Annotated in this window: 25 protein-coding genes, 1 tRNA gene and 1 pseudogene; 19 read left to right on the top strand and 8 right to left on the bottom strand. The window is 60.8% G+C overall.

The genetic code is table 11. The annotated features are described in order from the left end of the window. Positions 1–67 precede the first annotated feature (67 nt). The gene (gene pyk / locus HNO81_RS12370) at positions 68–1,576 is read left to right on the top strand and encodes a pyruvate kinase (RefSeq protein WP_175318416.1); all 1,509 of its coding nucleotides are present in this window, start codon (positions 68–70) and stop codon (positions 1,574–1,576) included. Between the two features lie 123 nt (positions 1,577–1,699). Here the strand turns inward: pyk and HNO81_RS12365 are convergent, their stop codons facing one another. Further along, positions 1,700–2,305 (bottom strand): ANTAR domain-containing response regulator, encoded by a 606-nt coding sequence (locus HNO81_RS12365; protein ID WP_009358190.1) that lies wholly within the window; start codon positions 2,303–2,305, stop codon positions 1,700–1,702. A gap of 201 nt (positions 2,306–2,506) precedes the next feature. Between HNO81_RS12365 and HNO81_RS12360 the strand changes: the two genes are divergently transcribed. The 3 genes from HNO81_RS12360 to HNO81_RS12350 all read left to right on the top strand — a co-directional run bounded on the left by HNO81_RS12360 (position 2,507) and on the right by HNO81_RS12350 (position 3,774). Then, positions 2,507–2,588 (top strand) — tRNA-Leu (locus HNO81_RS12360). 84 nt (positions 2,589–2,672) lie between these two features. Next, positions 2,673–2,978 carry a hypothetical protein gene (locus HNO81_RS12355; RefSeq protein ID WP_175318401.1) on the top strand — a complete coding sequence of 102 codons (306 nt, stop codon included), beginning with the start codon at positions 2,673–2,675 and terminating at the stop codon, positions 2,976–2,978. A gap of 67 nt (positions 2,979–3,045) precedes the next feature. Then, positions 3,046–3,774: a hypothetical protein gene (locus HNO81_RS12350; RefSeq protein WP_371818248.1), complete on the top strand. Its 729-nt coding sequence runs from the start codon at positions 3,046–3,048 to the stop codon at positions 3,772–3,774. Positions 3,775–4,437: 663 nt separating this feature from the next. Here HNO81_RS12350 and HNO81_RS12345 read toward each other — a convergent pair. Continuing rightward, positions 4,438–4,695, bottom strand: a complete 258-nt coding sequence (locus HNO81_RS12345) for a helix-turn-helix transcriptional regulator (protein ID WP_175318414.1) — start codon at positions 4,693–4,695, stop codon at positions 4,438–4,440. Between the two features lie 185 nt (positions 4,696–4,880). Here HNO81_RS12345 and HNO81_RS12340 point away from each other — a divergent pair, with 185 nt between their 5' ends. Then, entirely contained in the window at positions 4,881–5,378 is a 498-nt protein-coding gene (locus HNO81_RS12340; protein ID WP_109864168.1) for a hypothetical protein, read from the top strand. A 36-nt stretch (positions 5,379–5,414) separates the two neighbouring features. Here the strand turns inward: HNO81_RS12340 and HNO81_RS12335 are convergent, their stop codons facing one another. Then, positions 5,415–5,738, bottom strand: a complete 324-nt coding sequence (locus HNO81_RS12335; RefSeq protein WP_109864167.1) for a helix-turn-helix transcriptional regulator — start codon at positions 5,736–5,738, stop codon at positions 5,415–5,417. Between the two features lie 102 nt (positions 5,739–5,840). Between HNO81_RS12335 and HNO81_RS12330 the strand changes: the two genes are divergently transcribed. Continuing rightward, the gene (locus HNO81_RS12330; RefSeq protein ID WP_134164336.1) at positions 5,841–6,821 is read left to right on the top strand and encodes a hypothetical protein; all 981 of its coding nucleotides are present in this window, start codon (positions 5,841–5,843) and stop codon (positions 6,819–6,821) included. Positions 6,822–7,639: 818 nt separating this feature from the next. Next, positions 7,640–8,692, top strand: a complete 1,053-nt coding sequence (locus HNO81_RS20135) for a C40 family peptidase (protein WP_175318413.1) — start codon at positions 7,640–7,642, stop codon at positions 8,690–8,692. A gap of 163 nt (positions 8,693–8,855) precedes the next feature. On the opposite strand, the gene HNO81_RS12320 is transcribed toward HNO81_RS20135, so the two are convergent. After that, the gene (locus HNO81_RS12320) at positions 8,856–9,425 is read right to left on the bottom strand and encodes an AAA family ATPase (RefSeq protein WP_217509370.1); all 570 of its coding nucleotides are present in this window, start codon (positions 9,423–9,425) and stop codon (positions 8,856–8,858) included. 76 nt (positions 9,426–9,501) lie between these two features. On the opposite strand from HNO81_RS12320, the gene HNO81_RS12315 reads away from it, so the two are divergent. The 4 genes from HNO81_RS12315 to HNO81_RS12300 all read left to right on the top strand — a co-directional run bounded on the left by HNO81_RS12315 (position 9,502) and on the right by HNO81_RS12300 (position 11,742). After that, a complete protein-coding gene (locus tag HNO81_RS12315; RefSeq protein ID WP_175318412.1) occupies positions 9,502–9,843 on the top strand; it encodes a class I SAM-dependent methyltransferase in 342 nt (113 codons plus the stop codon). A gap of 71 nt (positions 9,844–9,914) precedes the next feature. After that, positions 9,915–10,331 (top strand): hypothetical protein, encoded by a 417-nt coding sequence (locus HNO81_RS12310; protein WP_175318411.1) that lies wholly within the window; start codon positions 9,915–9,917, stop codon positions 10,329–10,331. A gap of 46 nt (positions 10,332–10,377) precedes the next feature. Then, complete coding sequence (locus tag HNO81_RS12305; RefSeq protein ID WP_175318410.1) at positions 10,378–10,965, top strand: DinB family protein; 588 nt, start codon at positions 10,378–10,380, stop codon at positions 10,963–10,965. Between the two features lie 288 nt (positions 10,966–11,253). Next, a complete protein-coding gene (locus tag HNO81_RS12300; RefSeq protein WP_175318409.1) occupies positions 11,254–11,742 on the top strand; it encodes a hypothetical protein in 489 nt (162 codons plus the stop codon). A 96-nt stretch (positions 11,743–11,838) separates the two neighbouring features. Here HNO81_RS12300 and HNO81_RS12295 read toward each other — a convergent pair whose 3' ends face one another. Further along, entirely contained in the window at positions 11,839–12,444 is a 606-nt protein-coding gene (locus HNO81_RS12295) for a hypothetical protein (RefSeq protein WP_254703443.1), read from the bottom strand. 220 nt (positions 12,445–12,664) lie between these two features. Between HNO81_RS12295 and HNO81_RS20420 the strand changes: the two genes are divergently transcribed. The 5 genes and pseudogenes from HNO81_RS20420 (at position 12,665) to HNO81_RS12275 (ending at position 16,550) form a co-directional block, all read left to right on the top strand. Next, the gene (locus HNO81_RS20420; protein ID WP_371818254.1) at positions 12,665–12,985 is read left to right on the top strand and encodes a hypothetical protein; all 321 of its coding nucleotides are present in this window, start codon (positions 12,665–12,667) and stop codon (positions 12,983–12,985) included. Positions 12,986–13,058: 73 nt separating this feature from the next. Beyond that, positions 13,059–13,307: pseudogene (locus tag HNO81_RS12290) on the top strand (hypothetical protein); the annotation flags it as partial. A 586-nt stretch (positions 13,308–13,893) separates the two neighbouring features. Continuing rightward, positions 13,894–14,832, top strand: a complete 939-nt coding sequence (locus HNO81_RS12285) for a hypothetical protein (protein ID WP_175318407.1) — start codon at positions 13,894–13,896, stop codon at positions 14,830–14,832. Positions 14,833–15,318: 486 nt separating this feature from the next. Next, positions 15,319–15,930 carry an RNA polymerase sigma factor gene (locus tag HNO81_RS12280; protein WP_175318406.1) on the top strand — a complete coding sequence of 204 codons (612 nt, stop codon included), beginning with the start codon at positions 15,319–15,321 and terminating at the stop codon, positions 15,928–15,930. Between the two features lie 272 nt (positions 15,931–16,202). Beyond that, positions 16,203–16,550, top strand: a complete 348-nt coding sequence (locus HNO81_RS12275; RefSeq protein WP_018763980.1) for a hypothetical protein — start codon at positions 16,203–16,205, stop codon at positions 16,548–16,550. Between the two features lie 1,385 nt (positions 16,551–17,935). Here HNO81_RS12275 and istB read toward each other — a convergent pair. The 3 genes from istB to HNO81_RS12260 form a co-directional block, all read right to left on the bottom strand. Then, positions 17,936–18,751, bottom strand: coding sequence for an IS21-like element helper ATPase IstB (istB, locus tag HNO81_RS12270; protein ID WP_175318405.1), 816 nt, complete (start codon positions 18,749–18,751; stop codon positions 17,936–17,938). Further along, positions 18,748–20,427 (bottom strand): IS21 family transposase, encoded by a 1,680-nt coding sequence (gene istA, locus HNO81_RS12265; RefSeq protein ID WP_026265212.1) that lies wholly within the window; start codon positions 20,425–20,427, stop codon positions 18,748–18,750. Before istA ends, istB begins: the two co-directional genes overlap by 4 nt. A 138-nt stretch (positions 20,428–20,565) precedes the next feature. Continuing rightward, a complete protein-coding gene (locus HNO81_RS12260; protein WP_175318404.1) occupies positions 20,566–20,991 on the bottom strand; it encodes a DUF4192 family protein in 426 nt (141 codons plus the stop codon). 347 nt (positions 20,992–21,338) lie between these two features. Between HNO81_RS12260 and HNO81_RS19995 the strand changes: the two genes are divergently transcribed. From HNO81_RS19995 to HNO81_RS20415, 3 genes are all read left to right on the top strand, one after another. Beyond that, positions 21,339–22,727: a DUF4236 domain-containing protein gene (locus HNO81_RS19995; protein WP_217509369.1), complete on the top strand. Its 1,389-nt coding sequence runs from the start codon at positions 21,339–21,341 to the stop codon at positions 22,725–22,727. Between the two features lie 13 nt (positions 22,728–22,740). Next, a complete protein-coding gene (locus HNO81_RS12245) occupies positions 22,741–23,073 on the top strand; it encodes a hypothetical protein (RefSeq protein WP_175318403.1) in 333 nt (110 codons plus the stop codon). 270 nt (positions 23,074–23,343) lie between these two features. After that, the gene (locus tag HNO81_RS20415; RefSeq protein WP_371818253.1) at positions 23,344–23,493 is read left to right on the top strand and encodes a PRD domain-containing protein; all 150 of its coding nucleotides are present in this window, start codon (positions 23,344–23,346) and stop codon (positions 23,491–23,493) included. Positions 23,494–23,664: the final 171 nt, after the last annotated feature.

Genomic DNA, 23,664 nt, shown 5'->3' with positions numbered 1-23,664 from the left:
GGGGGATGCATCGAGGATTCACCTCGCAGACAACTTAACCAATGCAAGAGACCAATAGGGTAGGTATATGAGACGCGCAAAAATTGTGGCTACGTTTGGCCCGGCAATTGCCAGCTACGAAAACACCCTCGCGGTGCTGGAGGCCGGCGTTGACGTCGCCCGCATGAACATGAGCCACGGTGACTACACCGTGCATGACAACACCTACGAAAACGTGCGCAAGGCAGCGTCCGACCTTGGCAAGGCCGTGGCCATCATGGCCGACCTGCAGGGTCCCAAGATCCGCCTGGGCCGCTTCGTCGACGGCCCGCACGCGCTGGCCGTCGGTGACATCTTCACCATCACCACCGAGGACGTCCCCGGAACGCAGGAGATCTGCTCCACCACGCTGAAGAGCCTCACCGAGGACGTCAAGGTGGGCGATGCCCTGCTGATCGACGATGGCAAGGTGGCCCTGCGCGCCATCGAGGTCGACGACGTCAAGGTGGTTGCCGAGGTGACCGTCGGCGGCATGGTGTCCAACAACAAGGGCATCAACCTTCCCGGCGTGGCCGTCAACGTTCCCGCGTTGAGCGAAAAGGATGAGGACGACCTCCGCTGGGCAATGCGCCGCGGCGTGGACCTGGTAGCACTGTCCTTCGTCCGGGACGCATCGGACATCACCCGCGTGCACGAGATCATGGATGAAGAAGGCCGCCGCGTGCCCGTCATCGCCAAGATCGAAAAGCCGCAGGCCGTCGAGCAGCTGCCCGAGATCATCGACGCCTTCGACGCCATCATGGTGGCCCGTGGCGACCTCGGCGTGGAACTGCCGCTGGAGGAAGTGCCGATCGTCCAGAAGCGCGCCGTGGAACTGGCCCGCCGCTGGGCCAAGCCGGTCATCGTGGCCACCCAGGTCCTCGAGTCCATGATCGACAACCCGCGCCCCACCCGTGCAGAGGCCTCCGACTGCGCCAACGCCGTCCTCGACGGTGCGGACGCCGTCATGCTCTCGGGCGAGACCAGCGTAGGCAAGTACCCGATCGAGACGGTCAAGACCATGGCCCGGATCATCGAGTCCACCGAAGTCCACGGCCTGGAGCGCGTTCCCCCGCTGGGGACCAAGCCCAAGACCCGTGGCGGCGCCATCACGCGTGCCGCCGTCGAAATCGCCGACCAGCTGGACGCGAAGTACATCTGTACCTTCACCCAGTCCGGCGACTCCGCCCGGCGCCTGTCCCGCCTGCGGCCCATCAAGGCCGTATTCGCCTTCACCCCGGTGGAGCACGTCTGGAACCAGCTCGCACTGACCTGGGGCATCCAGCCGGTACTGGTCCCCATGGTGGGCCACACCGATGAGATGACCTCCCAGGTTGACCGCAGCCTGCTGGAAATGGACCTGGTGGACGACGGCGACCTTGTAGTCATTGCCGCCGGTTCCCCTCCCGGAAAAGCCGGTTCCACGAACATGCTGAAGGTCCACAAGGTGGGCGACCTCGCCGATGCGGGCAGCCAGGGCGGCGAGCCCGGCAGCAACCGTGAAAAGCTCGGCCCCTGGCCGGAAAAGAAGAAGAAGAACCAGGCCCCCCAGGCCTAGCCTTCAACGCAAAGGACCCCTGCCGGCCGGCAGGGGTCCTTTGCGTTGTGGCGGTCTTTTTGGTGACCGTTTGCGGCTTGTGGCCGGGCCGCCGTCGTAATTTCTCCGGGGCCGGCCCGCGCGTTAGTTGACCTGGTTGATGATGGTTTCGGCGACCTCGCGCATGCTGAGGCGGCGGTCCATGGAGGTCTTCTGGATCCAGCGGAAAGCTTCCGGCTCCGTCAGGCCCATCTTGGTGGTCAGCAGGCTCTTGGCGCGCTCGACGAGCTTGCGGGTGGCGAACTGCTCCTGGAGGTCCGACACTTCACTTTCGAGGGCCTTGATCTCCTCGTGGCGGGAGAGCGCGATCTCCAGGGCAGGGATGAGGTCGGCAGGCGTGAAGGGCTTGACCACGTAGGCCATGGCGCCGGCGTCGCGGGCACGCTCCACCAGTTCCTTCTGGCTGAACGCGGTCAGCAGCACCACGGGGGCAATGCGGGCCTTGACGATCTTCTCGGCCGCGGAAATGCCGTCCATGACGGGCATCTTCACGTCCATGAGGACCAGGTCGGGCTTCAATTCCTCGGCGAGCTGGACGGCCTTCTCGCCGTTGTCCGCCTCACCCACGACGTCATAGCCCTCACCGCGCAGGATCTCGATGATGTCGAGGCGGATGAGGGTTTCATCCTCTGCCACAATGACGCGGCGCGCCGGCTGGGACGTGGGCTTGGACTCCGTCTGTTCAGTCACGGGATCTCCTTGAAAAGGTACGGCGGGACATCACTATCTTAGGTGCCACCGCGGCTGTACATGGCTTGCAGGGGTTCGTTTGCGGCGACGGCGGCGCGATTCTGGAATTCAGCCTATCTGCATGTAGAGTAATTCCGCGTACGTGAAGCGATCGCGTTGCTCACAGTCAGCTGTGGGCGTACCCCGCTCCGCGTAATCCGCGCCCGAGTGGCGGAATTGGCAGACGCGCCGCACTCAAAATGCGGTATCGAAAGGTGTGTGGGTTCGAGTCCCACCTCGGGCACAGTGTTTTCGCAGGTCAAAGCCTTTTTGTCTTTTTGGTGTTGACAATCCGCCCAAAGTGTTAATAGCGGCGTACCTTTTTTGTGTGGCCAGCATTCGAAAACGCTCCAAAAAGGACGGTTCAGCGTCCTACATGGTGCTGTGGCGGGACCCGAAGAGCCGCGAGCAACAGGGCCTCACAGTCGCTAGTCTCACCGAGGCTGTAACCCTAAAGAGGTTGCTGGACGCCAACGGCCAGTCCTTTGAGATCGCCCAGCACGCCATCCTGACGAATGAGAAACGTCCGCCCACTGTGGCTGAAGTCATCCAGGAACACATCGACCTGCTGGTCCGACGTGCCGGACCCAATCCGCGGAGAATTCGTCAACATCGCCCTGCTCGTTGGTGCTGACGGACACGACTGGGCATTCCGCCAGGTCAGGCACCTTACCCGAGCCTCACGCCTCGGTGGCGACCCGATGATTGCCAACTATTGGCTGCGAGAACTGCAGCGCATGGTAATCAACCTTGTGAGCGGTCGTGCTTCGGGGCCTGAGGCCATCTTGACTGCCATAGCCGACTCTGGCGAAAACATCAGCGCCGCCACTGTCGCACGACTGGCGGCCCGGCTGAACAACGCCGTTCAGATATCAGCGCCCTACCCAATCGTGTCCGATTCGGCACAGGCCGGCATTGACATGCTGTTCGACCACCTTGTCGCCGACCCACAGGTCAAGACACGTGAACTGTTCGGCGCCAGGGTCACCAACTATGTTTCCCAGCAGTTTCGACTAGCGCTCCCACGGGAAAGCCACGCCGTAATCAGGAACCGACCGCAGATCAAGGTCGGCGCTGTTCCTCGCACGGCGAACTTTGCAATCACGGACTCCCGCGTTGAGCAGATAACGAATACCTGGTCGTTCAACCTTTCGGATGTGGAGAAAGTCTCCACCGAGATCCAAGCCTGGTCCGCGCACATGAGCCGCCTCAGACAACGGGGCGGACTGCTCGAGTCCAAGGGACGCCCCCCACTTGTTATCCCCGAAAACGTGCAGTTGCGAGTGGTCTATGAAGAGCCAAGAAGCGAAGTTGCAAGGCCTGCGTTGGAAATTGCGAAAGAGGTATGGGCCGAGGTTCCCGGATTGGTCGCATACCCAGAAAGCCAGCAGTCACGCCTGGTCGATGACGCTCTAGCCGTCGTGGCCTAAGCGGCCACGACGGCTAACCGGTCGAAACTAGCCCTTACGCTTCGGTGAAGACGAGAGAGATTAGGCCCGCGTTTCCTAGGGTGTCGGATGCTGCTGCGCGGCGGCCCAGCTTCACGGACAGCATCTGGCCCTTTGTGAAGTGCCGCCGCCGTCAATCAGCGCGTTTCCGGCGTCTGCTAAGGCAAGGTTCTGAGGTCGAAAGGCCTATGCAATGACCAACGGCATCAGTTTCTTGAACTTCAAGCAAGGATCCATCTCCCGACGTATCGGTACCCAGACCGTCGGTAGTACATAACGTTCCCGGCGTCGGCCATGATGCCCGTCGTCTCGTCCAGAGGCGGGAATTGTATAGAGCGTGCGGGATACCCCCGGCTAATTTCTGGGGCTGAAGGTCGCGTTTACTGTCGGTAGTACGAAGGGGCGGAATCGGGTTCCGGAACTGCTGAACGCAGTGGGGCTGCTCACGCTGGGCCCCAAGGTAGGAGGTGCTTGCGACTCCAATTCTCATATTCCACCGCCGTGCGGACGCGTCGATCCATCTGAAGTTACAACACAATTTGCAAAAAGCAGGCCGGACATGGTCCAGCCGGTTACTTCACGAGTAGGCCACACGCTTGAGTGGAACCGCTATATCGATATGTCTGAGGCTTCATTGGCTGGGTATCAAAAGTCGGTAACAGAAGATTGGAACCCGGCCGACAGCTCCCGTAGCGGCTGCTCAATCTGGTCCAGCTGCGCGGTGAATGTTCCTGCCGACGACGTGACAGCGCCTGCGCCGCGCAGCAACGCCATTTGGCGACGAACGGTCGACTGCGACAGTCCCACGGCAAGAGCGGTATCCCCACAAGTCGCTGGGCCGTGTGCGATCAGGAAACGAAGGAGACGGCTTCGCGTCCGGTTCATCAAGATATCTTCTGCCATGGAGACCACCGCGGAATGACTTTTTGGGAAGGGCTGAACCATCTGTAGACGGGTCTACAGGAGAACGATACGCTCATCCGTAAGGGGATGGAAGCAACCCGCAAGCCTTATTGCAGGCGGCCTTCCGCAGAAGAATAACGGCACCAGGGTCGGCGTGAACCATCGCACCAGAAGGGAGGCGGGTCTTGTCTTCTGACCAAGAGGCATTCAGTGCTGGCTCGTCTCCACAGGCAGAGTTGGCGCGACGCCTGAACCTTCTGCTTGATGTTGTGGTTGCCGAGCGAGGTCAGCCGGTCACGTTCCGTGAGGTTCAGCAGAAGCTGCAGAGCAGGGGAATCAAACTTTCCAGAGCCCGCTGGTTCTACATGAAGGACGGCACGGGGAGACTCGTCAGTGACCCGGCGTTGCTGGGAGCTCTGTGTGAAATCTTCAATGTCGACCCTGGGTATCTGCAGGGAGGCGAGGCCGCTGACCTGCCCGAGCGCATTGATTCACAGCTTGAGTTTGTGAAGTCTCTGCGCGCAGCTCGTGTGAAGACGTTTGCGGCCAGGACTCTTGGTGATGTGTCCCCGGAGACGCTTCGTGTCATCACAGAGTATTTGAACAGGGACATCAGCCGGCGGCCGGAAGGTGAGCAAGCAGCGGCGGGTTCATCGTCAGACGCGGGTGAAGCAGCGGAATAGATCGAACAGGCGCTACCGCCGTCGCAAACGTTGCCACTACTTCTCGAGCAGGTAGCCTAGGTGCGCGTCGAGCAGTTCCTTTATTCGGGCTGCGTTGGCAGAGTACCGGGGCGAGCGCCCGTGCCGGCGCCCAGGTTCGACGTCGACTATCACCACGCCCGCGTCCTCCAGGGCGGTGAGGTGCTTAGCTACGCTCGGTTCGCCGGCGCTGACGGCTGCGACAATGTCGCCTCGCGTCGCCGGTCCATTCGCCGTGAGGAATCGGAGAATCTCGTTCCGAGACCGGTTGCCAAACGTGGCGACGGCAGCCTCAACGTCAGCCGACCAGGCGGCGTCGTGTGGCTGGGTAATCCGCGGCATAGCCACATTCTTCCCGAAGGTTGACCAAAAAGTAAGAACGGCACCCTTGACGATACTTTAAGTATCTTCGACAATAACTCCTATAGCTACTACTGGTCGTTGGTGGATCTGCGCATCCACATCCGCGAGTTGCTCTACCCGCGACTCTGCTTACTACTCGATCTGAACAAAAGCGGTGAAGTCGTGGAACTCGACGCCAAAGCAAATAAACCCATCCGGGAACCAGTTAAGACCATCACTGTCGACGTCTCATTGCTAAACCCTCCTGCGGCAGGGGAGTGCAATATCCCGATCGACCGCATCATGAGCGCGGTCAACAGTGTTCAGGGTTACGTGGTTTCCCGTCTCACGCGGATTGGGCGCATGTGCGATGTGGACGACCTCATGCAGGATATCCGGGTCGCCGTATGGGACGGCGTGACGAAGGGGCGCTACCGGGAGTTGCCCGGCATTCCGTTCGAAGCCTGGGTCCAAGGTGTCTGCAACAAGATCTGCGCGGCACACGTCCGGCGCGAACTTAGTCATCAGACTTTGCCGCTGCTCATGGATTTCACGACGGCGGAGCCCTCACCTGAAGTGCTTGCTGTCGTCAGCGCCGGGTTGGGTTGGGACAGCACGGAGAAGTATGTCGATCACGCCTGGGCTCAGGCCATGCTTGGCCTGGTGCAAAAAAACGTGAGGGAGGATACCTGGCAATTGGCTGTCTCAAGCTTAGTCGGGCCAAGGCATTACGGGCCGCCCTCGCCAAGGGACAGGAGGCGCTGGCATGCCGTTACCGTCGTGCGGCAGACCGCCATGACTATCAATGCTGCTTTGAACTGCCACCCCGAGCCGGGGGTCAGCATGGAAGGTCTTTGCCGGTGCGCTGCGGATTGCCTTCCCACGGCTGTTCTGAGAAGAGTCGCGGAGACCATAGTCCGTCCAGGGTTGCGCGGCCTGCCTAGGTCTGTGCAGATGGCGGCGCTGGCGACGGAGCTTGGTGTCACTGAGCGGTATGTCGCCGTGAATATCGGTTTCGCGCGGCAGTTGTACCGGACAGCTTGGCGCGTGCTCCAGCACGAGGCCAACAGGCAGACTGCATAAGTCATGGTTGGCTGGGGGACGGGGAGCCGGGGACCGCGTGCACTCCTTGCGGTGGGCCGTCAGCGCTCGTTCGTTGCCGGACTCTTCGTTGTGTTGCTGATAGGCGGCCTTGTTGTAATGCTCTGGCGGGGCGATAGGCCGGGTACGTCGTCGGTCACTGGCCCGACACCAAGCACGCCTCTGGCGTCAGCATCTTCCGGGACGCCCTCGGCATCGGGCGCGCCCTCTGCTCTCCCTAGCGAAACCAATGTGGCCGCACTGGCCTCGCCTGTTGATCTTTCGCCAACGCGCGACTTCCGTGCGCTCGCTGTAGAGGCAGCAAGGGGAATCTACACCTGGGACAGTCGCTCGTCGTCATACTCGGATGTGTATGCACGGGTGCGTTCGTGGTGGGAGTTGCTTCCCGATGGATCCAACCCCTTGTCGGTATTGGTCAAAGAGTTCGAGGCCACTGGTGTGACTCCCACTTCCTTTGCGAGTCTTGGACAGCAGTCGGCGCGCCGGAGCGCCAAAGCCCAATCTGTTCGCTGCGATCTCGAGCTAGCCAAAGTTCAAGAATTCCCTCCGCCGTGGGCTGGCCTTCACGTGTGCACTGTGATCGTGCAAGTGCTCGATGAGACGAGCAGGGACCGAAACACTTATTCGGCACCTATCACGGTGATGCTGAACTGCCCGCCTGCGGCTACAGCTCCGGCTGACCGCTGCGCCATGGTTGCCTTCTATGCGACCGCGGACCGGATCGTCTACTGATGGTCGGTCCTATGGCCGTGGCCGGTCTGGTTAGAAGGCGGGCACTGCTTAAAGGTGTCGCTGCCGCTGTGACTGTCCTCGTGCTTCTCGGCCTGATGGCGTTCGTCGCGGGTGTGGCTCTACTTGCCGGTCTGAGAGGCGAGCTAACTGTCGCTTGTGCTCCGGCTGATGCTGCATCTATCAGCACAGGTACGGGGACTGGCGATGGCCTGGAGGTCCGCGATGGTAGCCAGGTGCTATACGAGCTGAACTCGCGACAGGAAAGCGTGGCTCGCGCGTACATTGGGGTCGGAAAACAGCTTGGTGTACCACGTTCGGGACAGATCTTTGCCATCATGATGGCGATGCAGGAGTCGAGTTTGCGCGTTCTCGCAAATCCCAGGGTTCCGGCTTCCATGGGTTTTCCAAATGATGGCGTTGGGAGCGACCATGACTCGATAGGCTCGGCTCAACAACGTCCCACGGCGGGGTGGGGGAGCGTTGAGCAGCTTATGGACGTTTTCTACAACGCCCGCGCCTTCTACGGCGGCCCTTTGGGTCCCAACCGAGGAAGTCCTCGAGGGCTGCTCGACGTACCGGGGTGGCAGGCGATGGACAAAGACTTGGCTGCTCAGGCAGTCCAGGTATCTGCTTTTCCCGAGCTTTACGCGCGTTGGGAGCGTGCAGCGACAGCAGTCGTTGCTGCGTTGGAACCGGACACGTCGCCAGCTCCTTGCTCATTTTCGCCGCCCAAAGTGGGGCCTGCGGCATCTTGGAAAAACCTGAGTAAGCTCCGCCAGGACATTCTGCGGTTCACGCAGGAAGGTCTAGGTGGACGGTATGTGTGGGGTGGCACTGCATTCAAAGCCTGGGACTGTTCCGGCTACGTGCAATGGATCTATCGGCAGGCTGGAATCGAACTGCCGCGGGTGGAGCAGTGGCGTGTTGGGGTTCGGACCGACGACCCGCAGCCGGGGGACCTGGTGGTTCAGAATCCCCAAGGACCGGATAACTGGGGGCACGTTGGCATCTACGCGGGCAACGGCATGATGTGGAGCGCCTTGAACCCCGCCGTGGGTACATTACTGCATCCAATTAGCTGGAATTCCGGCACCGTCTACTTTGATCTGCTTCCGCGCTGAGGGCTCGTGTCGCGGGCTGTAGGCATCTCGGCCATGGCGCGTCAGCGCATAAGTGACGTCCTGTTGGGAGACCCACTTCCCCGCGGTGAGTGGGGACAACTATTTGGACTGGGGTGGGTCTATGGACCCAAAGAATCTCCTGGTTCGTGAATATCTTCGCGTATCAAAGGACCGTTCCGGCAGGGGTAAGAGCCCTGACCAGCAGCATGATGAGAATGCTGCAGCCATCGCGCACCGGGGATGGGACACCCACCCTGAGCCACAGTTCGACGACATGAGTATCGAGCCGGACCTTGTCTAGGATCCCCTCCAGCTCCACGCTGCGGTCCTGATGCCAGGACAAATCAGGACTCCCAGCCTCGTGTCGGTGCCGCAGCCTCTTCTGAACGGTGCCGATGGTTGGTTTCAGGCGGACCAGGGACAGCTCACGGCCGCCGAGAGACTGACGGTAGCGCTCAACATCGGCTGCGTGTTCGATGACGCCGGCCACAATAATCCTTCCCACCCCTGCATGGCGGTAATTTCCGGCGACCGCCTGGAGGTTTCGTAGTACAAGCTCCTGGTTGAACCGGTCGTTCGGGGGAGCCGGCCATGCGCGCCGGAGTTGGTCCAGGTCCACGACGGCGCTGCTGATTCCGTCGTCGATCAGAATCCGGTGCAGGGCTTCGGCCGTCGTCGTCTTTCCGGACCCGACTGTGCCGTTGAGGAACAGACTCCGAATATCACCCGCCATCCCAGGAGCTTAGCCCGGGCTGCGCGACATCTGTTGTTGGGGCTTGCCGGCCCGACCGGGGAGATACTGTCGACCCATGGCAAAGGACTCCCTCAATAATTGGGCCGGCTTGGGCGGCCCGTACGCCCGCAGTTTCCCCCACCTGTGCGCCGGGGCCGTTGAGCCGTTGTTGGACGCGGCAGAAGCAGTGGTCGGCAGCTTCACCGGGCGCCGTGTGGCTGACATTGGATGCGGCACCGGCAACGTCACAGCCCTGGCCCTAAGCCGCGGAGCAGAGGTGACGGGCGTGGATCCGGACGCCAGGATGCTCTCGCTGGCCCTTGCGGCGGCGCCGCAGGCTGAACTCCTGGTCGGCCGACTTCCGGAGCTACCGTTCGCAGCGGATACTTTTGACGCAGTCGTGTCACCTTCGTTGTGAACCATGTCGGGGATCCCCGCGCAGCGGTGACTGAGCTGATGCGCGTCTGCCGGCCGGACGGAGCTGTCTCCGTGACGATCTGGCCATCTGAACTCTCCGCCATCAACAAGCTGTGGGCCGACGTGGTGGAAGCCAGCGGGGCAGTGGTGCCGGACCAACAGAGGCTTCCAGCCGATAAGGACTTTGACCGCACGGAGGCTGGGCTCCATGAACTGTTGGTGCGGGCCGGCCTCGATTCAGTGCAGACAGACACCCTCGACTGGGACTTCACCATCGATGCTGAAGATCTGTGGGCAGGCCCGGCAGGCGGCGTCGGCGGAATCGGCATGATCGTCACCAGCCAAACGCCGGAAATGCAGTCGGCAATGCGGCAGGAGTACCTGCGTTTGGTGGCTCCCTTGATTCAGGGTGGCAAGGTGGTTCTACTCGCCGTCGCTCTCCTTGGGGTCGGGAAAGCGCCTGAGTCAGGAGTTCCTGACGCGGCGTGACTTCACGCGCCCCTCGGCGATCGAGCCGCGCTCCTAGACTCAGTTCATGCCATTCGATACAGAAGCCAGAGCAGCCCAGCTTCGTGAATATTTAAGCGATGCCCGCGAAGCAATCCTGTGGAAGTGTGAGGGCTTGAGTGATGCCCAGGCACGTACTCCACTGACTCGGACGGGCACGCATGTCATGGGCTTGCTGCTCCACCTGGCCGTCACCGAGTCCCAGTACTTCATTTCATGTCTTGGACGGGACATTGAGAACCCCGTTGTCCGGGGCGTCATCGCATCCGGGGACCCCCAGGCAGACTTCCTCGCGCCGCCGACTATGACGCTGGCTGAGGCGGTCATGATGTACCGGCAGACAACGGTGGCAGCCGATGCCGTGCTCGACGAACTGGAGCTTGATGCACCCGCCGTGGTGCCATGGTGGACAAGACACCGCCACACTACGGTGGAACGCCTTCTGGTGCACATGATCGCCGAGTCCCACCGACATGCCGGACACCTGGACATCGTGCGCGAGCAGTTGGACGGTTTCATCGGTCTGCGCCCATCCGCGCCGAACATTCCAGACCTCACGCCCGAGCAGTGGGAAGAGCGGCGTCTGCGGATGCAAGAGCTGGCCGACGGCGCTTAGGACGTTGCCAGTCTTTTGGTCTATCCGCTTGTTTGGGCCTGTAAATGGCCACTCCTTAGGGACTCTCCGTGTGCCCCCTCCTTCTACCCCAACCCGTCTCTGGCCATTGACGATCCCGGAGCATGAGCAGATACTCCCCGTATGAGCGACACGGGAAGCGGTTCCGCTCAGAGCGGCGGCTCGGCCCGCAGCAAATGGTGGTCGTTAGGCACGATCGCCGGCCTCTGTACCGTTCTCGCTCTTTTGGTCGCCGCTGGCTAATGGGCCTTCCCGCGGGCCGCGCCCGACGTGCTTGCCGAGTGCCGCAAGAACCATCCTGATGCGGACGGCAAACCGGTCCTGCAGGAACGGAAGGCTGACGCCGACATCTTCCTCGTAAAGGGTTGCAGGGACCCCGGCCTTTCAGGGGTGGCAAAAGACGGACTGTGGGAAGCCAAGCTCGCCAGGTATGGCGCCGATACCGTCTACCAAAGCCCCATTAATACCGTTGAGGCCTTCACAACGGATTGCCCCGCCCTAGGCCTGATTTTCCGTTTCTCAAATATGGGAAACACCAACAACTACCGGATTGTCGTCCCCGACGAGAGCACCGTTTTGGGTAATTCTGATCGCCCGGAGGACATCTATGGCCTCACCTCAGTCCCTCCTCAGGCCCCAGAGGCCGTGAAAGATATGACCGGTGAAGCCCTCCTGGTGTTTCACGGACCAAGTACGTCGCTTCAGGCAGTCAGCTGTGAGGACCTTGCGGCTGTGACGCCGCGCCGCGCACTACGGTGACCATCCCGGGCCCTGTTCCAGTGGCGGCACCTGCACTCCTATGACTCCATTTGCGCTAATGGCTGCGCCAGCCAAGGCTTCCTTGCAGCGACAGGGTCATGGCGAGGTGCTCAGCCCCTCCACGGGCACCGTCCTGGCCAAAAGGAAGGGCCTGAGTGCCTCCGGCTCCAGAAGAAGGTCTTTCTTCGTCGCCTGGTTTACGTTCAAACCACCGATCTGGTCATGGATCGAAACCCTGGCCAGGGACACCTGCGTGGAGCACAGCGCGTAAGCATCATTGATTGCGTCATAAAGGGCGCGCTGCTTCCACCGGGAAGGGCCCAGAGGTCCGAGAACCTCTTTCTCATCGGAGCCTCCGAACAAGCGGTCTGAGGAGGAATTGGCCCACTTTCCGCCGTGTCCGCCGGCATTCAGGCACATCCCTTCCATCCCCGTGGAGTAGGCACGGTACGTCGCGGACCAGGGAAGCTCAGCAGACCATGGTGTGGCGAGTGAAAAGGCCCGGTACCTGTTGAAATGCAGGTCCTCGTCAAACTCAATGAGGACCTGGTCAGCCTGCATGTCCCATCCGCCGGGTGCCAGGGCTGCGTGGTGGGCCGGCACGCCGCCCAGTTCCCGGAAAATGACCAACAGTGTGTCCGCAGCCGTGGCGGGAAGCGCCTCGATAGTCGCCCAGGGAACCAGGCCTTCTTTGGCTTCCACACCACGCTGTATCCGGCGGCCTCCAAGGACTTCTTGAAGGACGTGGCTCGGCTTTCACTGTTCCCCATGCTGCATACTATTCACGGTCGGAAAGTCTTCAATTTCGCATCAGTCCCGGACCCGGCCTAAGGAGAAACCCTGACGGCATATGCGAGAGTAGTGGACGATCACCTAAGGGAGATATGACGATGCCGGCTGTGCCCGACGACCTGCAAAGAAGATTCAAGAACTGGAATGCAGAGGGCCGGCCGTCGAAGGTCCCTTTGAATGGAAGAAGAAGAGCTGGGCAAAGTACCTCGGCGACTACAGCGTTCTCGAATCACTGCCGAATCGTATAGGCCGCGCAGGCGTCCTGGACTCGTTCAAGCTCATCCGGGACCCTAACTCTGCTCTGGATGCTTACATCGCCAGCTATGTCTGGGGCTATGCAGGGACGGGTTTCGGTCCATACCGGGCTGAGCGGGTCATCAGGGTCACACGGACCCGGCAAACAGCAAGCACTTCAACGCCGAGCTGTTCACGCTCGCGCAGATCGCTATGACCAGCGGCGGGAACGCCGCGTTCGAGCACGTCGTTGACCGGCGGCGGAGTGACAGGAAGTTCTCGCCTGGTGGGGGCCGGCGTTGGTCACTAAATACATCAGCTTTTCCACCAAGGCCTCCGAGCAAGTAGCCACGACCCCGATCCTGGACAGCATTGTGGCACGCTGGTTCAGGAAGAACTGCAACGAAATCGGCCCGCTCTGGCTCAACTGGAACAGCGCCGACAGCTACCGTCGGTACACCAGCTGTATGGCCGAATGGGCGGAAGAGCTTGGCATCGAACCCGAACAGATAGAGCAGCTGATCTTCAAGCAGGGCTAAGCACGGCCCACCGATGAACAGATCCTTGGCCCTTTCCCAGTCCATCCCTGCGACATATTCGGGACGCTATAACGGGGAAGGCGGTGGCCCACTACGCTTAGCGCAAGCGGATCACGCCGCGCTGCTTAGAAGGACGTAAAAAGTGGGGGATTTGGGCAATGTTGCCGAGCTGGAGCGAGCCGCGCGGCGGTTTGCGGTCTGGGCATGGATCCACGTCGGCATTGCCGTCGTGGGTGGTCTCGTGACTCTCACCTCTTACAACGCGGCCTCGGCTGGGGGCTCATATGTGGCCTTCAAAGGTGCGATTGTCCTTGGCCCAATCTTCGCCATCATCAACGCCGTCAGGTACTTCCGGACGCGTTCCAAGATCGATGCGTTCAAGACGGCAGCCTGGTCATCCAGTACCGCTGCTCACGGCGTGTCAACACAGGCAACGGCACGTCCTGCTGCTGCGGGCTCGCAGCAGCGTCTCCAAGTCTTCAATCCTCCACCCGGCTGGCCGCGGCCGGCAGAGGGGTGGAGGCCCGGCCCGGACTGGAGACCGGACCCCTCTTGGCCGGCGCGTCCGCAGGGTTGGAATCTACTGGTGGACCCGGAGTTGATCATGACGCCTGTGGACCTCAGCGGGGAGCTGCATCTGGGACCACCTGCCGCAGTATCCAAAAAGCGGCTCAACGAAGTCTGTGAAGGTGCTGCCGACGCCATCGCCTGGCACGTCTGCACAATCGCAGCCGCGAGGAACGAGAACCCGCTGACCACGTTGGGGCATGCCCGAGAGCACGTGCGGACAGCCGTTGAAAAGGCCAAGGAACGAATCTTCGCGAAGCTCCTGGCTGACGCCAACTCCTGGGTCCAGGAATCGCAGGGGAGCCTCCATCAGTGGGAGGCAGCCCTTCAGCACACACGGATGATTATGGAGAAGCGCGAGGTCTTTGATGTGCGCGCCCACAAGAGGATCAACACCGTCATCTCCGCAGCAGTTTCCCCGCCACTACGGCCGCCGGCGCCGTCTCCTACAAGACAGCCAACGCAGCCCGCTACGGCGTACAACCCTCCACGCAAAAAAGAAGGATACGGCGGTCTCATTGCCGTCATCGCCGCATTGGTGGTCATTGGTGTCGGCATATTCGCCATCGGAGTATCACAGCCCGGGTCGTTAACCTCAGCATCCGACGCTGCAGCGACAGTGGCACCCGGCGCCGACCCGGCTGTCGTCAAGGAGCTGGAACGGCAAGGAGACTGGGCTCAGAACGGCTCCTTTTACCTAAAGTGGGTCGCGCACGACCAGTACACCTGCACTACAGGGGCAGCGTGCACCGAAGTATGGCTATGGACGCCACTTTATGCTGGCTGCAAGTCGGCTGAAGCCATGGTGGATCTGCTCCAGAAAGGAAAGACCATAGGCACCGCCAGCGGCACGGTGAGCAATCTGACGAAAGACAGTCCTAAGCGAGTGCACATTGAAGCCCGCTCAGGACTCAATCCCGACCAAGTGCAGATCAACCATGTGATCTGTAAGAACTAGCACAGGGGCATGTGGCGGGAGGTGGCCGGCCAGCTGCGTGCCATAGTTGAAGCCACAGGAGATGAAGGGTGCTTTTCAACAACCGGGCCGCGGCTGAGTGAGCGGAGACCGTAGAGGAATTTCACGCTGATCTCGAACCCGACCGGGCCGCTCAGCTAGGCCGCAGCCTCCTTCGCAGTCATGTCCCCGGCGTCGAATCCGGATTCCATCACTGCCCCGTTTAGTTGATGAGCATTCGCCAGGACACGGGCCGACCGCCTAGTAGTCGGCATAGCCGCCAAATTCTGACCCGTACTCCGCCCGTGAATATGTCAACGTGACTCAGGACCACCAAGACGGCTTGATTCAGGACCACCAAGCTGCACCGAACTAAGGCGGGGGCGACATCCGGGCCCCAGCTCACCCACCCGCAGGAGACAGTGGAGGGTTTCGTGAGAAAGTTCAAAAAATGATGGAACCAATCTGACGCTGCGGACACTATGAAGTATGAGCGGGGGATCAGAGAGTACAGACGAGGCCCTATGGCTGCTTGCAGTCAACGGTGATGGGGACGCATTCGGAACGCTCTTCGACCGCTACAGAGATCGTGTCCATGGTCACGCAATAGGAATTGTCGGATCATCTCACCAGGCGGAGGACATCACTGCCATCGTTTTCCTTGAGGCGTGGCGCCGTCGGGACAAAGTCCGTATGGTCAATGGCTCCATAATCGCCTGGCTGCTCGTGACAGCCAACAATACGATTCGCAACCACAACCGACAACGCCGCCGCTACAGAGCCTTCCTGGACCAACTCCCGCCGCCGGCCTCGGTGAGGGATGTAGCGGAAGATTTCGTCGAATCGGTAGAACGCGATGCGGAGGCTCGCGCCTTGCGCACCGCGTTCTTTCAACTCAAGCCTCAGGACCGTGATGTGCTCACGCTATGTGTCATACAGGGGCTGAGCCTGAAGCAAGCTGCTGAGGCCTTGGCCGTCGCGGAAGGAACTGTGAAATCCCGACTACATCGAGCCAAGACACGGCTTGGCAGACACTACAAGGGACCGGACTGGCAGCCCCGCATCATCGAACCGAGACTCTCCGAAGGCAGGACCCAATGAGCCAGCAATTTCAAAGGGACAGAAGCGACGCTCTGCGTGAGCAGCTTGTACGGCTACCAGCCACTATCGATCAGACTAAGTACCCGTGGCTAGGCAACCAGAGACGACTCGGAATGCGAACTGCTGCTGCCACACTAGTTGGCGCAACTATCCTCAGCGCGCTAGCCCTAGCCATAACTCCTGAGGACAGATCCGATGATCCCTCAAGGATTATCGACTCGCTCAACCGGCCTCAACAGGCAACTGATCGACTGCCCGCCACGGCTCATCCCGTGCTAAAAAACGAGGCCATCGACCCTTCGCAGACCAGACTCCTCGGCCACAGTGCCACCATTCGCTACTTTGGAGCGCCGGCCACTGCGCAGAACAGCACCCCCGGGGCACCCTCCGGCACATCCATTTGCATCATTCCTGTAGCGGCCGACGGAACCAGCAAAACCACAGGATGCACCCTCTTGAAAAATTTCGAAGCCTACGGCCTCAAAATCGAGACGCCGGACCGGTCCGAGGCAGGCTGGCTTGTCGTACCAGCAGGCGCAGCAGCCAGCCTCGAGTCGGTGAAGGACGAAGTCGGCTGGACCCTACAAGCCCCAAATTTCTTGGTGCGCAACAACAAATAGCTGAAGAACTTCGCTCTCGCTCAATAGATCCATGGACTGCATCAAATTTCAAAAATTGCCTCTTGTAATATCAGCACCCCAAAAATAGACTGGCCTCAGTCGAGGCCTAGACTGTTCCTTCTTTCAAATAAATACAAGGTTTACGTCCACTGTTCCAGCAATAGCAAGTTTTACTTTATCTTTCATGTTTTACGATCCCCCCATGGACTTGCAGGAACTGCGGCAGGCCTCCTCGCCCTCGCACCCACGCCACCAGATAGGTCCTTGGACGCCTCCAGGATCATCGATTCTTTAGCTAGCCCACAACGAGAAGTAGACAAGCCCCCCGCCCCGGCCATGGAGTTCATCCGCAAAACCCCGGATGTGGACCCTTCCCAGCTTCGGCTCTTGGGCCACGGAAAGGCGTACACATACTACGCAGCTCCAACGAGCAGCGGGACCATCTGTATGTTCCCCGTAGACGCTCAGGGGCAAAGCGAATGGTCGGGATGCACGCTCCTAACGGGCTTTGAATCCTATGGCCTGAGGTTGGAAACGGCAGACCGAACGGAGTCTGCCTGGCTTGTAGTCCCGGAGGCAGCCAAACAGTCGTTGGATGCCGCCAAGAATGAAGCCGGCTGGACCGCCCAGGCTCCTAACTTCCTCCTGCGCTCAAGCAGATAATTTCCCGAATTTCCACACGGGGACGGCTCCCATTTGCATTGATCGTCTTCCATGCAAATTATCCTGCTTTGCATTAATCCATTTCATTGCGCCATAAAACAGCCGGCGCATTACTCAGCGTTTACGGTGGTAATAAAATGAAGAAGCGCTTTTCCGCATTAGCCGTGGGTGCAGCGGCGGCAACACTCATTGTTGGCCTGGGCACGTCACCAGCTAGCGCCTACGGATCGGGTAGTTGGACGGTTCAACCCTACGGTTGCAACCCCGGGACATTCAGCGGGACGAGTTTTTGGCAAACATCCAACAGTCTCGCGCACGCTGAGACCTACGAATCGGGCAACTTCTGCTGGTTTGGCAATCACCTGTCGATGTCGCTATCCATGACGAGTACAGCCAGGTCAGAGCAGGCTACGTCTACGCACCAACCTGGGTATCGGTGAACTACAACACGGGCTGGAATTCCGGATGGGGCGGCTTCCACACCTGGGGTAGTGACGTCTCCTCCCGGAGAACCTGATCCCTAGCGAAATACGGAACGGAACCGGCTTCTGAAACACGGAGCCGGTTTCGATCCGTTTGGAGGCATGCTGCTGCGTCAGACCAAGTGGCTCCAGGACCTTCTATGATCGGCTGCCAAGCAGTGACCGTCACCCCCGTCTGACTCGATTCGCGTCGCAGTGAGGGATTCATGCAGAAGTCCGGAGGGACGCTGCGCTGGAGGGCTAAGCGTTCTTTTGGGCGATGGTGTGGGCGAGGCGGTAGGAGTCTGTGCCGGTTTCGATGATGGTGCTGTTGAAGGTGAGGCGGTCCACGATGGCGGCGCATAGGCGCGGGTCAGTGAACGTCTTTGTCCAGCCGGAGAATGACTCGTTGGACGCGATCGCGATGGAATTCTTCTCCTCCCGTTCTGTTAGGACTTGGAAGAGGAGTTCGGCGCCTCGACGGTCCAGTTCCATGTAGCCCAGTTCGTCGATGCAAAGCAGGTCGACACGGCCGTAGCGGGCGATGGTTTTGGCCAGCACTTTATCGTCGGCGGCTTCGACGAGTTCGTTTACGAGCCGGGTGGCGAGGGTGTATTTGACTCGGTAGCCCTTCTCGGCGGCGGCGGTGCCGAGTCCGATGAGCAGGTGTGATTTGCCGGTCCCTGAGTCTCCTATGAGGCACAGGGGTGCGCCTTTGCGGATCCAGTCACCGGTCGCAAGGGTGTGGATCGTTGCGGGGTTAATGTTCTGGTTCGCATCGAAATCGAAGTCTCCGAGCCATTTGTCCCTAGGGAAGTTCGCGGCCTTAACGCGGCGGATCGAGGAGCGCCGGTCCCTATCGTCGCATTCGGCCAGCAGCAGCTCGGCCAGGAACCCCTGGTAGGACAGTTGCTCTTTCCCGGCAACGCTCAGTGCTTCATCCAGGACGCCACGGACGGTGGGCAGGCGCAGCCGGCGGCAGGCCTGGTCCACGGCTGCGACCGCGGCCTGTTCGGTCAGACCGCGTCGCCGGGGCAGGACCGGGGTGACGGTTGTGGCAGGGGCTGTGGGGCTCATGAGATGTTCTCCTTCGACGCGGTTTCTGCAGGGTGTTCGGCGCGTTTGGCCAGCAGCTCGTCATAGGCACGGACTGAGGGCAGGGGCCGGCTATCAGAAGGCAGCCCGGCGATGACGGCAGCCGGGTCCATGAGTCGACGTTGGGTCAGGCTGACAACGCGTTGCACTTTCGCCTGAGCGTGGTCACCGCGATGACGGTCCGACCCGGGCCCACCCTCGGCGGCGGAGGTCGTTGCGTGTCTGCGGGCTTCGACCGCGACGACATCGGCGCTGACCGCACCAACTCGCAGCGCGGCAGTAATTCCTGCTTCGATTTCTGCTCCATCCATCGAACGATGGAGCAGCAAGACATCGATCAGTTCACGAGTCCCTTCGGCGTCGCCGTTGACCCGGCGCGAGGCGGCCCAGAAGGCCTCATGGGCGCTGGTGAAAGAACCTGATGCCCGAGCCCGTGCCAAGGCCGTGGAACCAGGCAAAGCGCCGGGTTTGGTCTTGAGGACCTCCAGGTAATGGTCCAGTTGGACCGACTGGCCGCCCTTGACGATGACTCTCTGATGCCGGGCCGCCACCGCGCGGCCGTCGAATACCACAAGCTCTGACGCCCGCAAGGACACCCGGACCCTTCGGCCGATGAACCGTGCCGGTACGGAGTACTTCACCATCCGCACCGTGATCATTGAGGATCTGTCCACTCTTGGGTTCAGCACGAGACCGGGGTCGAACTCTTCGGCCGGCAGCGGGGCCAGGAACGGGCGCTCGGCGGCGAAGTCGTGGCCGATGGTGCGGATCCTGCCATCGATCCGCCGCTGATCGTCCTGCGCCTCCCGGTCCCGGATCCGGTCGTTGAGCTCCTCAAGGGACTTCGCGACAGGCATCGGGGTAAGGCGGTTGCGGCGGAACCAGCCCACCTCGCCCTCGACGCCGCCTTTCTCGTGAGCCCCGGCAATACCTGGCTGGCAATAAAAAGGATCAAAACCGTAGAACGAGCGGAACAACACCCACCGATCGTTCTCCACACGGTTCCGGCCCTGCCCGAACACCACAGTCCTGACGGCACTGGTGAGGTTGTCATAGCGGATGTGTTTGACCGGCACGCCGCCGATCTCGTTGAACGCCTCGACGTGGCCTTCCAGAAATGCTTCTTGGGCCTGGGTGGGGTAAATCCGGTGGATCGCTTTGCCGGAGTGGGAGAGACGGAATATGAACATGTGGCACTTCGTCTTCACCCCGTCCAACACGATCCAGACCTCGCCGAAGTCCACTTCGGCCTCCGCGCCCGGGGCATGTTCTTGAGGAACAAACACCTCAACCCTGCGGCCGGCCTCCACATCGATCTGCGCCCGGCGGACCCGGACGTAGTCTCGCACCGTCGAATACGACAGCTCTTCCGCATCATGCTCCTCGGTGAGCCGGGCAAGAATCCTACGGGCCGTATGGCGTTGCTTCCGCGGAGCCGTCGTGTCCTCAACCAGCATGGCGTCAATGGCCGGTCTAAAGGGATCAAGCCGAGGCGAGGACCTCACCGGAGTCTTCCGTGCTGGAGGGACGGGATCCGACAATGCCTGCCGGACCGTGTCCCTACCGACTTGATACCGCTTTGCCAGACCGCGGATCGATAAGCCCTCAACGCGGGCATCTCTGCGAATACAGGCAAACAGCTCCAAGCGCACTCTCATCCGGACCTCCAAGTGTTGCTTTCATCAGATGAAGCAACACTGAGGGTGGTCCTGGTTCAGACCGTCACAACCAACCGGCGAGTCGTGGGGTGGTCCTGATTCAAACCGTCACACCGGTCCTGAATCAAACTGACATATTCAGCTGGTTTCGGTGGAGCTGACGGGCAGGGCGAGGTTGGTGCCTGGTTCGCCGTCGTAGGGGGAGAAGGTTTCGTCGCCGACGATGAGGCCGTCTCGGATGGTGATGCCTTGTTCTGCGAGGACTCCGGTGAGCGCCGCGATGGTGCCGGCCTGCGGCCTGGCCTGCCCGGGTTGGCTGGTTTCGCTGGTGTAGACGGCGAAGAGGATGGACGTGGCGGTGGCGTCGCTGGTGAGGTAGTGAGCGACGGTTTGTGCGTAGGAGAGTTCCTGGCCCGGTTGGTAGGGGAGGTCGATGCGGAGAGTGGCTCCGATGCTGTTGTCTTTCATTGTGATGCACACCAGGCTTTCCTGGGGCCAGAAGCCGAGGGTGTGCCCAATGAAGCTGAGGACATCCGATGGTGTTTTGATCGTAAGTTTTTCCATGATCCCGTGATTCCTTCACCCTGCGATTGCTGTTTCTTCTGCGGTTGTTGGTTATGGGCGTCGTTCTGGTAGGGGACCACCCGCTGGGTCGAGGGGCCGAAGTGCAACTTGGGGGACCGGCCCCGGGACTGGAAACTTCCATGCGGAGCGCATGTGCCTTGTTCCGCAAAGTTTTCGGTTTCGGGGTCGGCGCGGTAGCGCCCTGGTTGCGCGGAGGACCCGCCCAGCGGTCATGGGGAGTATCAGAATGACAAGCAGCGATGAGTTTTGCTTTTCCATGGGTTTTGAAGAATGGGACTGCATGACTTCTGCGGTTATGAGGGGCGCTGAGACGGCTTTTCGGCGGCGTGGAAATTTCACTTGGTGGCCGTTTGTTTCTGCACCGATTACTGATGCATACAATCTCTCTTACGAGGAGAACTGGCTTCGCGTATGCCAAATTTATTGGGGGTACAGGTTTGGGGTTTCGTTACCGCAAGTCAAAGAGTTTTGGGCCGGTGCACATCACCGCATCGAAGCGAGGATTGAGCGCAAGCGTTGGAACAGGCCCCTTGCGGGTCACGAAGTCGGCAACGGGTCGCAAAACAACTACGGTGAGGGTCCCCAAGACTGGCATCTCCTATTCGACCAGTAACTCCACCCGCCGTTCCACCCGGAACGCTGCCGTTCGGCGATCCGATCCTTCGCGTGGCCGCATCGATCGTCGAATCGTCAGCGACGAAACGTGGCGGCAGCTCCTGGCGCCGGATGGAACGCCGGCAGCATCGAAGTTCCAACGGAACTTCGTGCGTGCAGTCGTCGCCCGGGCAACCGGAACGCGCCCCAGCCTCATGCACCTGACCCAGGGGCAGGCAGCAAACGTCCTTACCTTCGTCGGTGAAAGCCCGTCGAGGCTGAACGCGGGCGGCCGCGGTGTGCCACAGCTTGAGAAGGCCGGGACAGTTGCCCAGTGGACGATGCTCGGCTTGCTGCTGCTTATTGTCACAGTCTCTTCGCCTGCAGGGTTTGTGCTGGCAGCGGGCATTGTCGGGTTGATGTTCGTGCTGCGAAAGCGCCGTCGTGACCGCCAGGCTTGGGAGGACGCCACCTGGTCAGCCACAACCGAAGAATCTCTGAGGGTCCCTGGTGACGGTATCGAAAATTTGGCTGCTGACGCTTCGCCCCAGGATTCGTCATACGCGGTGCCGCTGGAACCAATTGCAGCGGTCAATCAGCCTGCCTCCTCCCCTAAGAGCTCGTATCCTGTTTCCCTTGGTCGCACGGAATGGCCGAACGTGGAAGTCGTTGGTGAGCACGCCTACGGCAAAGCAATCAAGGCGGCGCTCCGCGCCAGCGGGGCCTTATCCGCTCGCAGGACCGAAGGCGAAGCTGAAGGCGTTCAGGTTGAGTTGGTTGCCGAGCCGGACAACCCATACGACTCCAATGCCATCAGTGTTCGGTGGAGAGGCCGGGTGCTTGGCTATCTCAGTCGTGAGGACGCGCTTCGCTACGCGCAACCCATCAGGAGAATCATCGCAAGCGGACTCCTGGCTGCAACCACCGCTCGTATTTGGGGCTACGACGACGGCGCCCAGCTTCGTGCACGCGTCACCGTTGCGCTGCCAGAACCGGAACTGATCGTTCCGCTCAACGAGGCCCCCCGCGGGCTTGAGCACGCTCTTGCCGTGGGGATCAGGAATTCAGGTCCTGAAGGAAGAGAACCACTTCGACATACTGTCCCACCACGTCCCAACTGACGGTCGAGGCCTTTTGCTGGTCAGCCTGCACAAAGAGATCAACACGTTGAAGAACGGCACGCAGCGCCCGTTCGTCGAGGTACGACTCGACGGCAAACGGGTGGGGGAACTCAGCAACGTCACTTCAGCACACCTGCTCCCGCTCCTCGAACACATAGAGGCCGTCGGTGAGACCGCCGTAGCCTACGCCAAAATCACGGGTTCGGCCCTCGCTGCACAGCTCGTCCTCCAAGCCGCTAAAGCCACCGAGATCAGCAACGATTGGCTTTCCAGCGGCCCGCACCCTGCCCCGAAGCTCCTCCCGCTGGCCGCGAACTACGAGGTCCCGGCCGCCTACACAAAGTAAGGAAAACCAAGCAAAGAAATCCCCAAAAAGGAGTGTGGACAATGTCCACACTCCTGGCTTCGGATTAGCCCGTACTATCTCCGAAGGACGCGGATTCCGCATGTTTTCGCGGGTTCCCTGTGTTTGCAGGGGGCTCGAACAGGCCTATGAGCGCCCCTTTGAACGGGACACGGTCAACGCGGCCCGGTTCATCACCCACCTGCGCTACTTCTTCGTGCGCGCACAGACAGGCCAACAGTTGGACGACGGGGCCAGCACTCTCAGCAAGCAATCCGCGAGGCCTACCCGGAGGCGTACGCGACCGCCCTCAAGCTGCAGGCAGTACTCGAGCTGCGGCTGGGCACCCCCCTGACCGAAGAAGAAGTGACATACCTGACCCTTCACGTCGCCCGGATGGTCGAAGACTCCCGGCTTCGCTGACATCCGACGACCCAGGAGACGCTGTGAGGGTGGGGGTGTGCTCCCATGCGGGAGCGTCCCATCGTGTGGACCATCGTGCCCCTGCCATTCCCTCCGGCGGCGTCCGGTGCCCTGGCCTAGTTGTAATTCCCATGGAGGTTGTGAACAGCGTGGCGTGATGTAAAAAGCGAG

This window comes from Pseudarthrobacter sp. C4D7, from assembly GCF_013359725.1.
Classification (GTDB): Bacteria; Actinomycetota; Actinomycetes; order Actinomycetales; family Micrococcaceae; genus Arthrobacter.
Note: the sequence above shows the minus strand (reverse complement) of the source record. Positions and strands in the feature narration are given on the sequence as shown.